General features: G+C 67.1%; 15 protein-coding genes. 1 reads left to right on the top strand and 14 read right to left on the bottom strand.

The window, feature by feature from the left end; all coding sequences use genetic code 11:
• Window positions 1-15: 15 nt before the first annotated feature.
• The gene (locus tag P0D62_RS15820) at window positions 16-606 is read left to right on the top strand and encodes a protein-L-isoaspartate O-methyltransferase family protein (RefSeq protein WP_275703511.1); all 591 of its coding nucleotides are present in this window, start codon (window positions 16-18) and stop codon (window positions 604-606) included.
• 14 nt (window positions 607-620) lie between these two features.
• On the opposite strand, the gene dprA is transcribed toward P0D62_RS15820, so the two are convergent.
• The 14 genes from dprA to rpsP all read right to left on the bottom strand — a co-directional run bounded on the left by dprA (window position 621) and on the right by rpsP (window position 11,790).
• Window positions 621-1,679: a DNA-processing protein DprA gene (gene dprA, locus P0D62_RS15815; RefSeq protein ID WP_275703510.1), complete on the bottom strand. Its 1,059-nt coding sequence runs from the start codon at window positions 1,677-1,679 to the stop codon at window positions 621-623.
• Window positions 1,680-1,735: 56 nt separating this feature from the next.
• Window positions 1,736-3,265 (bottom strand): YifB family Mg chelatase-like AAA ATPase, encoded by a 1,530-nt coding sequence (locus P0D62_RS15810; RefSeq protein ID WP_275703509.1) that lies wholly within the window; start codon window positions 3,263-3,265, stop codon window positions 1,736-1,738.
• Entirely contained in the window at window positions 3,259-3,636 is a 378-nt protein-coding gene (locus P0D62_RS15805; protein WP_275703508.1) for a YraN family protein, read from the bottom strand. Before P0D62_RS15805 ends, P0D62_RS15810 begins: the two co-directional genes overlap by 7 nt.
• Before the next feature lie 97 nt (window positions 3,637-3,733).
• On the bottom strand, window positions 3,734-4,045 hold the full coding sequence (locus P0D62_RS15800) for a DUF2469 domain-containing protein (RefSeq protein ID WP_275703507.1): 312 nt from the start codon (window positions 4,043-4,045) through the stop codon (window positions 3,734-3,736).
• Window positions 4,046-4,057: 12 nt separating this feature from the next.
• Complete coding sequence (locus tag P0D62_RS15795; RefSeq protein ID WP_275703506.1) at window positions 4,058-4,762, bottom strand: ribonuclease HII; 705 nt, start codon at window positions 4,760-4,762, stop codon at window positions 4,058-4,060.
• Window positions 4,743-5,507, bottom strand: coding sequence for a signal peptidase I (lepB, locus tag P0D62_RS15790; RefSeq protein ID WP_275703505.1), 765 nt, complete (start codon window positions 5,505-5,507; stop codon window positions 4,743-4,745). Before lepB ends, P0D62_RS15795 begins: the two co-directional genes overlap by 20 nt.
• 114 nt (window positions 5,508-5,621) lie before the next feature.
• A complete protein-coding gene (gene rplS / locus P0D62_RS15785) occupies window positions 5,622-5,969 on the bottom strand; it encodes a 50S ribosomal protein L19 (RefSeq protein ID WP_275703504.1) in 348 nt (115 codons plus the stop codon).
• A 192-nt stretch (window positions 5,970-6,161) separates the two neighbouring features.
• Window positions 6,162-6,923: a succinate dehydrogenase/fumarate reductase iron-sulfur subunit gene (locus P0D62_RS15780; protein WP_275703503.1), complete on the bottom strand. Its 762-nt coding sequence runs from the start codon at window positions 6,921-6,923 to the stop codon at window positions 6,162-6,164.
• The gene (locus P0D62_RS15775; protein WP_275703502.1) at window positions 6,920-8,923 is read right to left on the bottom strand and encodes a fumarate reductase/succinate dehydrogenase flavoprotein subunit; all 2,004 of its coding nucleotides are present in this window, start codon (window positions 8,921-8,923) and stop codon (window positions 6,920-6,922) included. The genes P0D62_RS15780 and P0D62_RS15775 overlap by 4 nt, the downstream gene beginning before the upstream one ends.
• Window positions 8,924-8,934: 11 nt before the next feature.
• On the bottom strand, window positions 8,935-9,660 hold the full coding sequence (locus P0D62_RS15770; protein WP_275703501.1) for a succinate dehydrogenase cytochrome b subunit: 726 nt from the start codon (window positions 9,658-9,660) through the stop codon (window positions 8,935-8,937).
• A 129-nt stretch (window positions 9,661-9,789) separates the two neighbouring features.
• The gene (gene trmD, locus P0D62_RS15765) at window positions 9,790-10,491 is read right to left on the bottom strand and encodes a tRNA (guanosine(37)-N1)-methyltransferase TrmD (protein WP_275703500.1); all 702 of its coding nucleotides are present in this window, start codon (window positions 10,489-10,491) and stop codon (window positions 9,790-9,792) included.
• A complete protein-coding gene (rimM, locus tag P0D62_RS15760; RefSeq protein WP_275703499.1) occupies window positions 10,488-11,006 on the bottom strand; it encodes a ribosome maturation factor RimM in 519 nt (172 codons plus the stop codon). Before rimM ends, trmD begins: the two co-directional genes overlap by 4 nt.
• A gap of 104 nt (window positions 11,007-11,110) precedes the next feature.
• Window positions 11,111-11,359 carry an RNA-binding protein gene (locus tag P0D62_RS15755; protein ID WP_275703498.1) on the bottom strand — a complete coding sequence of 83 codons (249 nt, stop codon included), beginning with the start codon at window positions 11,357-11,359 and terminating at the stop codon, window positions 11,111-11,113.
• Window positions 11,360-11,361: 2 nt separating this feature from the next.
• Window positions 11,362-11,790, bottom strand: a complete 429-nt coding sequence (gene rpsP, locus P0D62_RS15750) for a 30S ribosomal protein S16 (RefSeq protein WP_275703497.1) — start codon at window positions 11,788-11,790, stop codon at window positions 11,362-11,364.
• Window positions 11,791-11,808 lie beyond the last annotated feature (18 nt).

Below are 11,808 nucleotides of genomic sequence, written 5' to 3'. Positions count from 1 at the left end.
AGGCACACTGTAGGCATGACTGAACCAATCCAAGACGACCTGCTAGAGGCTCGCCTCGACGCCGCGTTCGAGGCGACCCCCAGGGCCGACTATCTGCCGGAGAAGGTCCGCGATCGCGCCGGCCAGGATCGACCGTTGCCCATTCCCCGCAACCAGACCAATTCTCAGCCGTCGACGGTGCGCGACATGCTCTGGCTGCTGGAGGTTCCCGAAGGTGCCAAGGTGCTCGACGTGGGAGCTGGTTCCGGCTGGACGACCGCCCTGCTCGCCCACCTGACGGGGCCTGAGGGCAGCGTGCTGGGCGTCGAGTTGGAGCCGGAGCTGGTCGAGTTCGGCACCGGCAATCTTGCGAAGGCCGAGCGTCCGTGGGCCGAGATCCGGCAGGCCACCAAGGGACGTGTGGGCGCTCCCGCGGACGGCCCGTTCGACCGGATCCTGGTGTCCGCCCAGGCTCGCAAGCTTCCGGAGGAGCTGGTGAAGCAGCTGGCTCCTGGAGGCATTCTTGTGATCCCCGTCGCCTCCCAGATGTGGCGCGTGACGCTCGACGAGAACCGCAAGCGCAGCATCGACCGACTGGGCGCCTACTTGTTCGTGCCGCTCCGCTGAGCGAGACGATGGCCTCATCGCGGGCGGCTCGGCAGGCGCCAGCCGCCGTTGTCGCCGGCGACCAGCCATCCCTGCTCCGCTAGTTCGTCGGCCCCCGCGAGACACGCCATCATGGGCTGCCCCGTTCGGCTGGACAGCTCCGCAGCCCCCACCTCCTCTCCGGTCGCGACGGCCTCGCGTAGTTCGCGCAAGGCGATGGGCAGCACGTCGAGAGGCCGGTCCGGCGCACGGTCGGGTGCGTCGGGCACAGAGCCCAGCGGACTCAGAAGTTCCTCCACGTCGCGTGACGAGGTCACCAACACCGCCTGCGCTTCACGGATCAGCCGGTGCGGGGTGGCGGAAAGCGAGGACGTGACCGGCCCGGGCACCGCCATGAGGGGCCGGCCCAAGGCACTGGCCCAGGCGGCCGTGTTGCGCGCCCCGGAGCGCAGCGCCGCCTCGACGAGGATCACGCCGCCCGCGAGCGCCGCGATCAGGCGGTTGCGCGCCAGGAAGGCGTGTTTCATGGCCCGGTTGCCTGGCGGCTGCTCGCTGATCAGCGCGCCACGTCTGAGCACCGCCTCTGCGAGCCTCGTGTGCATGGCCGGGTAGGGCACGTCGACACCTCCGGCGAGGCAGGCGACGGTGACTCCGTCCACACCCAGGGCCCCACGGTGCGCCGCCGCGTCGATGCCGTAGGCGAGACCGGAGACGACGCAGCGGCCGTGTCCTGCGAGATCGGCGGCGAGTTCCGTGGTGATGTGGGTGCCATAGGAACTCGCGGCGCGCGAACCGACCATCGCGACGGCCCCATCGAAGGCCGGCATCTGCCCCCGGACCCACAGGCCGAACGGCGCGCCACCCTGATCGTTCACCTCGACGGCGGCCAGACCGGCGACGTGTGCCGGCCAGTCCTCATCGCCGGGCACAAGGAAGCGCGCCCCACAGGCCCGCGTGGCCGCCTCCAGCCCGTCCAGGTCCACCGCGGCGGCCTTCCGGCCCCAGCGCGTGTCAGGGCCATCCCCCATCACCGCGCCCCACACCGCTTCGGCGCCATACTGTTCGACGACCTCCGCGAGGGCTGGGGTGGCCATGGGGACGAGGCCGCACAAGCCCATACGGGCCCTGCGCTCACTCCTGCTCACCGCCGTCATGCCGCCACCGCCTGCTCGCCCAGCCGCAACTGCATGGCGGCGCGCACCTCGACGGGACCGATCCGGTCGTGGCCGGCCAGGTCGGCAAGGGTCCAGGCGATCCGGAGCACCTTGTCCACCCCGCGGGCACTGATCAGCCCCCTGGCCAGCGCCGAGTTGAGCGGCCGGAGATCCGTGGGCAAGGGCAGGTGCTTGCGCAGGTAGGCCCCGGACACCTCGCCGTTGGTGCGCCACGGGCTCTCCGCCAGCCTCTTCCTCTGCCGGGCGCGCGCCTCAGTGACCCGAGCCAACACGACGGCGCTGGTCTCCTCTGACTCCTCGTCGGCGGCTCCCAGCAGCCGCGTCTGAGCCGATAGCTGATGCCGGATGTCGATACGGTCCAGAATGGGCCCGCTGATCCGTTCTTGGTAGCGCAGCACGCTCAACGGCTGGCACCGGCATTCTTTCCCTGCGACCCCTGAATGTCCGCAGGGACAAGGATTGGCGGCCAGGATGAGTTGGAAGCTGGCAGGAAAGCGCACCTGATGCATCGCGCGCCCAATGGTCACCATGCCGCTCTCCAGCGGAACCCGTAGGGATTCGAGGCTGCGCGCTCCGAACTCCGGCGCCTCATCTAAGAACAGCACTCCCCGGTGCGCAAGCGAGATGGCCCCGGGCCGGATCTCGCGCGCCCCTCCGCCGATCAGACTGATGAGCGTCGACGTGTGATGCGGATCGGAGTAGGGCGGCCGGGTGATCAGCCCGTCGAGCGGCACGCCGGCCAACGAATGCAACGCCGACACCTCGACGGCCTCCTCCAGATCGAGCTCTGGCAGGATCGACGGCAGCCGCGAGGCCAGCATCGTCTTTCCGATGCCAGGCGCGCCATGCAGGAAAAGGTGGTGCCGCCCCGCCGCCGCGACCTCCAGGGCGAACTTGGCGTCGGCATGACCCCTGACATCCGCGAGGTCGGGCTGGTGCGATGGCCCCGGCATGACCTGGTCGCGCGCCTGCGGCGCCGCACTCACCGGAACCCCGTTCAGCGCGTCAACGAGCTCGCCGACGTGCGAGACGCCCCACACCGTCATGCCCCCGACCAGCTCTGCTTCAGCGGCCTGCTCAGCCGGCACGATGGCTCGTTCGAAGCCTGCCTTCGAGGCGGCCAGGAGTGCCGGAAGGATGCCCCGCACGGGGCGCACATGCCCTGCGAGGCCCAGCTCTCCCAGCATCACGGTGCCCGGATGGGTGAGCGCGCCGACAGCCCCGACCACCCCCAGCACGGCTGCCGCGATGGGCACGTCGTAGTGCGTGCCGTTCTTCGGCAAGTGCGCCGGCGAAAGATTGATGGTGAGTGCCGAGTCGGGCCAGCGGTAGCCGGCACTGGCCAGCCCGGCTCGCACCCTTTCTTTCGCCTCGTTCAGGGCCGCGTCCGGCAGGCCCACCAGAACGGTTCTGGGCGTCCCCTGGCCCGACGCCGCAGCCTCGACCTCGATCAAGGCTCCTTCCAGCCCCAGGAATGCCACCGACCAGCTGGCTGCGGTCACCACGGATCCGCTCCGATCAGATGCCGCAGCTCCGGCCGTCCGCCGGGTGGCAGGACGACACCGACGCCGTCCACCCTGATCCTGGGCGTCGTCGCTGCGTGCTCGCGGACCCAGCGCACGGCCAGCCCGCGAAGCCGCCGGGCCTTCTCGAGCGTGATCCCCTCCAGCGGGTGCCCGTAGTACAGCCCCGAGCGGGTCTTGACCTCGACGAAGACCAGGATTCCGTCAGGATCGACGGCAATGATGTCGATCTCGCCTTCATTGCAGCGCCAGTTGCGCTCCAACACCTCCCAGCCACGAGCCATCAAGTACTGCGCGGCGAGCTGCTCGCCCCGTCTACCCAGGCTCTGAGCCGGCTTTCCCTTGCGTACCATCTCCAACCTCCACTGACGTGATAGTCAGCGGACAGCCGGATTTACCGTTTTCCACAGGGTGAGTTTTTCGGGGAGGCTCTTTCGAGGGGAGGAGCGTCTACTTGGGAACCTGGAACTGGGAGTCGGAATGGGCGATCTCCTCGATGGAGACATCGCGGAAAGTCAGCACCTTGGCCGACTTCACGAAGCGCGCTGGGCGGTACATGTCCCAGACCCAGGCGTCGCCCATCGAGACCTCGTAGTAGACATCGCCGCCCTCGGTGCGCACCTTCAGGTCGACCGCGTTGCACAGGTAGAAGCGCCGCTCGGTCTCCACGGCATAGGTGAAGATCCCGACCACGTCCTTGTACTCGCGGTACAGGTCTAGCTCGAGTCGGCTCTCGTATTCGTCAAGGTCTTCAACGCTCATGGTGAGGCCACTCTACCCTTGTTCGGCCGACCGCCTCGCGGCGAGGGTCTCCGACGCCCGAACCACGTTGTCGAAGCACCAGCGGTGTTCCGGGGTGGGTCCGAACTCGTCGAGCGCACGCTGATGGACCGAGGTGCAGTAGCCCTTGTGCACCGCGAAGCCGTACTCCGGGTAGCGCTCATGCAACTCGACCATCATCCGGTCGCGGGTGACCTTCGCGATGATCGATGCCGCCGAGACGCAGGCCGAGACCTTGTCCCCCTTCCACACCGCCAGCCCGGGGACGCCGAGGCCGTCGACGGCGAAGCCATCGGTCAGCACGTAGCTCGGCTCGAGGTCGAGTCGCCGCACGGCGCGTCGCAGGCCGTGCAGGTCGGCATGGTGCATGCCCAGGCGGTCGCACTCCTGCGGCGTGACGATCGCGACGGCGACCGAGATCGCATGATCCTGGATCTGGTCGTAGAGACGCTCCCTGGCCGCGGCGGAGAGCGCCTTGGAGTCGTCCAGGCCCGGAATGGGGCGGCTGGGGTTCAGCACCACCGCAGCGGCCACCAGCGGCCCCGCGCAGGCACCCCGGCCGGCTTCGTCGGCGCCGGCGACCGGCCCCAGACCGGCGCGCGCCAGGGCCCGCTCGTAGGCATAAGTGCCGCGCCCGAGACGAACCGTCGTGTGTTCCGTTTCCCGGGGCAGCCGCCGATCAGCAGCCGTCCTCGACATGGATCAACTCCGGGCGATCAGGGGCGGGATCCACAGCATCGGGAACCCCCGCGAAGGTCTCGGGGGTCTTGAAGGAAGCCAAGCGATCCAGCGGCGCGAGGATGGCGACGGACTTGCCCACCACATGGTCGATCGGCACGAAGGCGGCCATCCCCTCGGGCTGGCCGGCGCGGATGTCCTGCAGCAGGCAGCGCGAGTCGTTGGACTCGTTGCGATGGTCGCCCATGACGAACAGCCGATCGGCCGGGACCACGATCTCGAACGGCACCGTGGCCGGGGCGACCTGCACGCCGGCCTCGGTGTACAGGTAGGCGGACTCATCCAAGGGGTAGCCGTTGACCTCGATCTTGCCCTCGGCATCCAGCATCACGTGATCGCCCGGCATACCGATCACCCGCTTGATGAGGTGCTCGGTGCTCGAGTTGGGCAGCACCCCGATGAACTCCAGCGCATCCCGCATGACGTTGGGGTCGCGAGGCTGCGGACTGAGCCAACGAGCGGGATCCTCGAAGACGACGACGTCGCCGCGGTCGAAGCCGCCGAACTTGAGCACCAGCACGCGGTCGTTGACCAGCAGCGTGTTCTCCATCGACCCCGACGGGATCAAGAACATCTGGCCGACGAAGGTGCGCAGCAGCGTCGCGATGATCACCGCGCCTACGACGATGATCGCTCCCTCTGCAAGCCAGCCCAGGACTCGCCGTCCGAAGGACGGGCGCTGCTTCGGGGTATCAGTTTCGCTCAACGTGTTCGACCTTCCGTCATTCTGCCCACCCGATCATAGCCCGGTGCACGACAAAGGCGGGGCCCGGTGTCCCGGGCCCCGCCTTTGCGGGAATTATCAGCTGATCGCCGAAGCTCAGCGCTTTTCCTTGATCTTCGCCGCCTTGCCGCGCAGGCCGCGCAGGTAGTACAGCTTGGCGCGACGCACGTCACCGCGACGCTCCACCTCGATCTTCTCGATGATGGGGCTGTGCAGCGGGAAGGTGCGCTCGACACCCACGCCGAAGCTCACCTTGCGCACGGTGAAGGCCTCCTGCACGCCACCGGCGTTGCGGGCGATCACGACGCCGGCGAACACCTGGACGCGGGAACGGTTGCCTTCGATCACTCGCACGTGGACCTTGACGCTGTCGCCAGCGCGGAACGCGGGGATGTCGTCGCGAAGCGACGCCTTGTCGAGTTCCTTGATGATCGGATTAGTCATGACTATGTCCTCGTCAGTGCCACAGGACACCGCGTTATTAATCTTCACCGATGCGCCCGAACGACCCCCCTGTGGCAGGAGCCGAACACACCGGCGCCGCCCAACGGGCAGCAGCAACCAATTATGGCAGCGGGCCACCTGCCCGCAAAATCGCGGAGAGGTGGCCCGAGCCGGGAGCAGACGGAGCAGTGACTACTTGCCGTCGCCCTTGAACATCGCCTTGATGAGATCGCGGTTGAGGCGAGCGATCGACTCAAGAGGGATGCCCTTGGGGCAGACCGCGGCGCACTCACCGATGTTGGTGCAGTTGCCGAAGCCTTCCTCGTCGTGCTGAGCGACCATCGACTTCACGCGACGGTATCGCTCGGGCTGGCCCTGCGGCAGCATGGCCAGGTGGCTGATCTTGGCCGAGGTGAACAGCATGGCGGAGCTGTTCGGGCAGGCTGCCACGCAGGCACCGCAGCCGATGCAGGTGGCGTTGTCGAACGCGATGTCGGCTTCGCGCTTGGGCGCAGGGGTGGCGTGCGCGTCGGGCGCGGAACCCGTGTTCGACGAGATGAAGCCGCCGGAGGCGATGACCCGGTCGAAGGCGGTGCGGTCGACCACGAGATCCTTGATCACCGGGAACGGCCCGGCCTGCCAAGGCTCGACGTCGATGGTCGCACCGTCCTGGAAGGATCGCATGTGCAGCTGGCACGTGGTGGTCGGCACCGCCGACTCACCCCGGCCGTGCGCGACGCCGTTGATCACGACGCCGCACATGCCGCAGATGCCCTCGCGGCAGTCGTGGTCGAAGGCCACCGGCTCCTCGTTGCGCTCCGTGAGCTGCTCGTTGAGCAGGTCGAGCATCTCCAGGAACGACATGTCCTCGGACACGCCGTCGATGTTGTACTCGACGAGCTTGCCAGCCGAGTTGCTGCTGGCCTGACGCCAGATCCGTAGCTTGAGCTTCACTTGTAACTCCGTTGCTTCAGTTCGATGGCCTTGTAGTTGAGCGGCTCGCGATGCAGCACGGGCTTGTTGCCCTCACCAGCCCATTCCCACGCGCCGACGTAGAGGAACTCGTCGTCGTGGCGAAGCGCCTCGCCGTCCTCGGTCTGCGACTCCCCACGGAAGTGACCGCCGCAGGACTCGCGACGATGCAGGGCGTCGATGCACATCAGCTCGCCCAGCTCGAAGAAGTCGGCGACGCGGCCGGCCCGCTCCAGCGCCTGGTTGAAGTCCTCGTTGACGCCCGTGACCCGGACGTTGTTCCAGAACTCTTCCTTCAGCGCGCGGATCAGGCCGATGGCCTTCATCAGGCCGGCCTCGGTGCGCTCCATTCCGCAGTACTCCCACATGATGTTGCCGAGCTCCTTGTGGAAGGAGTCGACCGAGCGGGTGCCCTGGATGCTGAGCAGCTTGTCGATGCGGGCCTGAGCGGACTCCCGAGCCTCGACCACGTCCGGGTGATCGGCGGGCAGCTTCTCGAACGGCGCGTCGGCCAGGTAGTCGTTGATGGTGTTCGGCAGCACGAAGTAGCCGTCGGCCAGACCCTGCATCAGTGCCGAGGCACCGAGGCGGTTGGCACCGTGATCCGAGAAGTTCGCCTCACCGGTGACGTACAGGCCGGTGATCGAGGTCATCAGGTCGTAATCCACCCAGACGCCGCCCATGGTGTAGTGCACCGCGGGATAGATGCGCATCGGGGTCTGGTACGGGTTCTCGCCGGTGATCTGGGCGTACATGTCGAAGAGGTTGCCGTACTTGTTACGCACCGCGGCCTCGCCGAGGCGACTGATCGCGTCGGAGAAGTCGAGGTAGACGCCGCGGCGCATCTGCCGCTCGACACCATCGGGACCGCGTTCGGTGACGGCCGGGCCGACGCCGCGACCCTCGTCGCACATGTTCTTGGCCTGGCGCGACGCGATGTCACGAGGGACAAGGTTGCCGAACGCCGGGTAGATGCGCTCCAGGTAGTAGTCGCGATCGTCCTCGGGAATCTGACGCGGATCCTTCGCGCAGTCCTCCGCCTTCTTCGGCACCCAGATGCGACCGTCGTTGCGCAGCGACTCCGACATCAGCGTGAGCTTCGACTGGGTGTCGCCGTGCACCGGGATGCAGGTGGGGTGAATCTGCGTGTAGCAGGGGTTGGCGAAGTAGGCACCCTTGCGGTGTGCACGCCACGCGGCGGTCACGTTGCAGCCCATCGCGTTGGTGGACAGGAAGAAGACGTTGCCGTAGCCGCCCGTGGCAAGGACGACAGCATCGGCGGTCCAGGTCTCGACCTTCCCGTTGACCATGTTGCGCGTCACGATGCCGCGGGCACGACCGTCGACGACGATCACCTCGACCATCTCGTGACGGGTGTACATCTTCACCGTGCCTGCGGCGACCTGGCGCTCCAGCTGCTGGTAGCAGCCGATCAGCAGCTGCTGACCCGTCTGGCCGCGGGCGTAGAAGGTGCGCTGCACCTGCACGCCACCGAAGGAGCGGGTGTCGAGCAGGCCGCCGTACTCACGGGCGAACGGCACACCCTGAGCGACGCACTGGTCGATGATGTTGGCCGAAACCTCGGCGAGGCGGTAGACGTTGGTCTCGCGGGCGCGGTAGTCGCCGCCCTTGACCGTGTCGTAGAACAGCCGGAACGTCGAGTCGTTGTCGTTGCGGTAGTTCTTTGCCGCGTTGATGCCGCCCTGGGCCGCGATGGAGTGGGCGCGACGGGGGCTGTCCTGGTAGCAGAAGTTGAGCACGTTGTAGCCGGCCTCGCCCAGCGTCGCGGCGGCGGCGCCGCCTGCGAGACCGGTGCCCACCACGATGATGCTCAGCTTGCGTCGGTTGGCCGGGTTGACCAGGCGAGCCTGGAACTGCCGGGTCTTCCACTTCTGCTCGATGGGAACATCGGGCGCCTTGGTGTCGGCGATGTCCTCGCCCACCGAGTAGAAGTCGAGCGGAGTCTCAGTTGTAGTCGTCATCTGGATATCACCTAAACAATTCCGAAGAAGATGGCCAGCGGCGGTGCCATGAAGCCGACGAACAGCACGACGGCGACGACGAAGGCCACGATGTTGAGCACCTTGCGAGCGTTCGGCGACGTGTTCGCGCCGAGCGTCGTGAGGGCGCTCCAGATGCCGTGCCGGACGTGCATGCAGACCAGGACCATGCAGACCAGGTAGATCAACACCATCCACCACTGCTCGAAGGCGTAGATCACCATGACGTGGGGATGTGCCGGGTCGGCTTCACCGAACTGCGCCGGAATGACGGTGAACTGCAGCAGGTGGAAGATGATGAAGGCCAGCATGATCACGCCGCCCCAGCGCATGGTGCGCGAGGAGTAGGTGCGAACCTGGTTGGCCTTGTGCTGGTAGCCGGGGCCGGCCGCCTTGCGCGACAGCCTGGCCAGCGTCGCCGCCGACCAGATGTGCAGGATCACCGCAAGTCCCAGGGCCGCCCGGAAGACGATGATGAACTGCCCGGCCGGCATGATCGGGTACATGAGGCCGCCCTCTTTGGTGACGCCGTCTTCGGCCAGGCCCTTGAGCCAGTGCGCGTAGTGATCGAACGACTCGGGGCCGACGAACATCTTGAGGTTGCCGTACATGTGCATGAGCAGGAAGGCGATCATGATCAAGCCGGACACCGCCATGATGACCTTCTTGATGACCGTTGATCGCAACGCTCGTTGATGAATGGTGAGTGTTGTTGCCACGTCGTCACTCTAGCCAACCGTCACCCCATTGTCGGCACCGGGGGCGACTTAGAAGAAAATACCCCAAAAAGGCGCTCCACTAGGGCATTTAGGCTACTTTTTGCTATTCAAAAACATCGCGACGGAGGCCTATTCGCCAGGCAGCAGGTCGGGCCTGCGCGCTCTCGTGCGACGCTCCGACTGTTCCCGTCGCCAGGCCGCGATCGCGCCGTGGTTGCCGCTCAGCAGGATCTCCGGCACGGCCCGTTCCCGCCACTGCGGAGGCTTCGTATAGCTGGGGTACTCGAGCAGCTGTTCCTGGCCGTCGGAGTGCGACTCCTCGACCAGCGAATCGGGATTTCCGATGACGCCGGGCAGCAGCCGTGCGACCGCCTCGATGACGGCGAGCGCCGCCACCTCTCCCCCGTTGAGCACGTAGTCGCCAAGGCTGACCTCGAACACCTCGTAGCGATCGTGCGCATGATCGATGACCCTCTGGTCGATGCCCTCGTAGCGTCCGCAGGCGAACACCAGCCGCTGCCTGGTGGCCAGCTCCTGGGCCGTGCGCTGAGTGAAGGGAATGCCGGCCGGCGTCGGCACCACGATGGTCATCGGAGCGGGCTCCGCCGCCTCCAGCGCATCCAGCGCCTCACCCCACGGCTCCGGCTTCATCACCATGCCCGCACCCCCGCCGTAGGGCGTGTCGTCGACGGTGCGGTGCCGGTCGTGGGTCCAGCCCCGCAGATCGTGCACGTGCGCGTCGAGAATGCCCGATGAGATCGCCTTGCCCACCAGGCTGAGCTGCAACGGGGCGAAGTAGTCGGGGAAGATCGTGACGATGTCTAGCCTCATTCGATGTCCTCCAGCAGCCCGCCCACATCGGCGAGCTGCAGGTAGCCCTCGTCCAGGTCGACGGTGGGCACCAGGGACGACACGAACGGGATCATCCTCGGTTCGCCGTCGACCGAGACGATCAGCAGATCCTGGGCCGGCGGATGCTCCACCGCCGACACGGTGCCCACCCTGGCCCCGGTGTGGTCGCGCACCGCGAGGCCGACGAGCTGTCGGTCGAAGTACTCGTCGGGATCGCTGGGCCGTTCGTCGGCGAGCACCGACAAGAAGAGCCGCTGCCCGGTGAGCTGCTCGGCGGCCGTGCGGTCCGAGACGCCGTCGAAGGTCACCAACAGCCGGCCGCGATGCCAGCGCACCGCCGTCACCGAGAGCGAGCGGCCACTCTCCAACCTCAGCCGGGTGCTGACCCTGAAGCGACGATCCGGCTCGTCGGTTTTCACATCGATGGCGAGATCACCCCGGATCCCGTGCGCTCTCCCCACGACCCCCACGACGACGTCTACTAGCTCAGCCATTGCAGTCACCTTCTCGAAGCGTTGATGGTGTTGATGGTTCAGCGTAAAGCAAATGCCCCGGGCAGACCGCCCGGGGCATTCACCCGTTGATCGTTGAGACTGGCTCAGCGCCGGCGGGGCCGGTCGACGTCGACGAAATCGACGCGCACCTGCTCCTGGCCGGCGAGGGCGCCGACGACGGTGCGCAGGGACTGCGCGGTGCGTCCCTGGCGGCCGATCACCTTGCCGACGTCGTCGGGGTGCACGCGCACCTCGAGCAGGCGTCCGCGGCGCAACGTCTTGTCCTTGACGACGACGTCGTCAGGATTGCTCACGATGCCGGCGACCAGGTGCTCCAGCGCCTCTGCCAGCATGCTCACGCCTCTTCGGCGGGAGCCTCGGCGGCCTCGACCGGCGCCTCTTCCTTGGCCTTGCGAGCCTTGGAGATGGCCGGGGCGGTGGCGCCCGCGTCCTCGGCGAGAGCCTTGGCGAACTCGGCCTCGCGGTCGCGACGCTCGGGCTGCGGGTCGATGCCGGCCGGCGTGGTGTCGCCGGTGAACTTCTGCCAGTCGCCGGAGCGCTTGAAGATGGCGACGACGGCCTCGGTGGGCTGGGCGCCCACACCGAGCCAGTACTGAGCGCGCTCAGAGTCGACGCGGATCACCGAAGGATCGTTCTTCGGGTGGTAGATGCCGATCTCCTCGATGGCCTGGCCGTCACGCTTCTTGCGCGAGTCCATCACGACGATGCGGTAGTGCGGCTGGCGGATCTTGCCCATCCGCTTCAGACGAATCTTGGTTGCCACTGTTGTGGTACTCCTGTT

This window comes from Tessaracoccus caeni (assembly GCF_029211185.1).
Classification (GTDB): Bacteria; Actinomycetota; Actinomycetes; order Propionibacteriales; family Propionibacteriaceae; genus Arachnia; species Arachnia caeni.
Note: the sequence above shows the minus strand (reverse complement) of the source record. Positions and strands in the feature narration are given on the sequence as shown.